Origin of the sequence: Streptomyces phytophilus (assembly GCF_013870535.1) — a bacterium.
Classification (GTDB): Bacteria; Actinomycetota; Actinomycetes; order Streptomycetales; family Streptomycetaceae; genus Streptomyces; species Streptomyces phytophilus.
This window is the reverse complement of record NZ_JACBXC010001153.1, coordinates 1-1,923: the sequence shown is the minus strand read 5'-3', so window position 1 is coordinate 1,923 and position 1,923 is coordinate 1. Positions and strand designations below refer to the sequence as shown.

At 76.1% G+C, this 1,923-nt stretch carries 2 protein-coding genes; both read right to left on the bottom strand.

Translation table 11 applies throughout. From position 1 onward, the window contains the following. On the bottom strand, positions 1-711 hold a 711-nt coding region (locus H5J30_RS30170), incomplete at its 3' end, for an APC family permease (protein ID WP_181790570.1). A 37-nt stretch (positions 712-748) separates the two neighbouring features. Beyond that, the coding region (locus H5J30_RS30165; RefSeq protein ID WP_508470952.1) for a serine/threonine kinase C-terminal domain-containing protein at positions 749-1,923 on the bottom strand (1,175 nt) is incomplete at its 5' end.

The window sequence follows — 1,923 nt, the reverse complement described above, 5'->3', positions numbered from 1 at the left end:
CACCGACACCGCCGCGTACGCGACGAGCGTGATGCCCAGCGCCACCGGCACCGCGCGCGGAATGGTGCGCTCCGGGTCGCGTACCTCCTCGCCGAGCGTGGTGATGCGCGCGTACCCGGCGAACGCGAAGAACAGCAGCCCCGCCGCCTCCAGCACCCCCGAGACCGAGGCGTCGCCGCCCGGCCGCAGCCGGTCCGCCTCGGCCGCGCCGCTGGTCAGCGCCGCCACGACGACGGCGGCCAGCACCGCGAGCACGACGGCGACGACGACCCGGGTGAGCAGCGCGGACTTCTGCACACCGCGGTAGTTGACGGCCGTCAGCGCGACGACCGCGGCCACCGCGACGACGTGCTTGTACTCGGGCCAGGCGTACGCGCCGACCGTCAGCGCCATCGCCGCGCACGACGCGGTCTTGCCGACGACGAACGCCCACCCGGCGAGGTAGCCCCAGAACGGGCCGAGGCGCTCGCGGCCGTAGACGTAGGTGCCGCCGGAGGCCGGATAGCGGGCGGCGAGGCGGGCGGAGGAGGTGGCGTTGCAGTACGCGACGAGGGCGGCGGCACCGAGGCCGATCAGCAGCCCCGAGCCCGCGGCGCGGGCGGCGGGGGCGAGAGCGGCGAAGATCCCGGCGCCGAGCATGGCGCCGAGGCCGACGAGTACGGCGTCGCCGACGCCGAGGCGGCGGGCGAGAGGGGTGGCCTGGTCGGACATGGGCGGGAGGGTAGCGGAGGAAGGTGGCCGGGAGGGGTCACCCCGTCGGCCGGTAGCTCTCCGCCGCGATCCGGTGGTACCGCTCCACGTCCTCGCCCTTGCCGTCCGGCCCGACGAGCATCACCACGTGGTAGCTGTCGTCCCAGATCATCGCCAGGTTGCGCGCGTGCACCTGCCGCCCGCCGCCGTCCGTCCAGTCGAACTCGCCCTCCGCCATCACCCGCTGCCCGACCTCGATCCGCCGCAGCCCGTCGGCCTCGGCCCACGCGGAGTCGCGGTACTCGTCCAGCTCCGGCTCGCTCTGCTGCTGGTACGCCATCGGGTCGCTGCCGAACTCGCCGACGCCGTCCCGGCCGGGGACGACCACGAGTTCGTAGTCCCCGCCGGTGTAGCGGACCTGGCCGTCGCTCCCGGCGACGCGCTGCCAGTCCTCGCGGACGGCGACCTCGAAGCCCGCCGGGTCCTCGCGGAGCACGAAGCCGTCGGGCAGCTCGGAACCGGCGGCGCCGCCCTGCCCGCCGTCCTTCGGCTTGTCGGGGGCGTCCCCGGACTCCTTCGGCTGCCCGCGCTCCGATGTCTCGTTCGGGTCGCCGGAGTCCGCCGACGGCGCCGCCGACTCCCCCGGCCCGTCGTCCCGGCCGGCGCCGATGACGCTGCGTTGGTCGCGGTTGCCCGCCTCGTCGGCCTGCGGCATGAACATCGCCGCGTACGCGATGGCGCCGGCCATGGCGACGAAGACCAGGGCGATGAGCGTACGGCCGAGGCTGCGCGGCCCGCGGCGCGCACGGCGCTTGTGCCGGGCGTGCACCGGCACCGGCGACTTGTTCGCCCGCCGCCGGCGCATCAGTTCGCCGCGCCGCCGCAGTATCGGCAGCCGCCGCGGATCGCCGCCGCGGCCGGTGCCGTGCTGCGGCACGGTGACCGTACGGCTGCCGATGCCCGGCTCGGGCGCGGTCCGGATCAGGGACCGCAGCCAGCCGCGCAACTCCTCGAAGTCCGGCCGCTCCGTGGGGTCCTGGCGCAGCAGCGACTCCACGACGGGACGCAGCGCCCCGCACTCCTCGGCGTGCGCCGGGGGCTCCGAGCAGACGAGCTGCACCAGTTCGCCCACGTCCTCCTCGGGGTACGCGGAGTGCCCCTGGACGGCGCGGAAGAGCAGCGCGCCGAGCGCCCACAGGTCGGCGGCGGGGCCGACGGGGGGCGCGAGCTGCC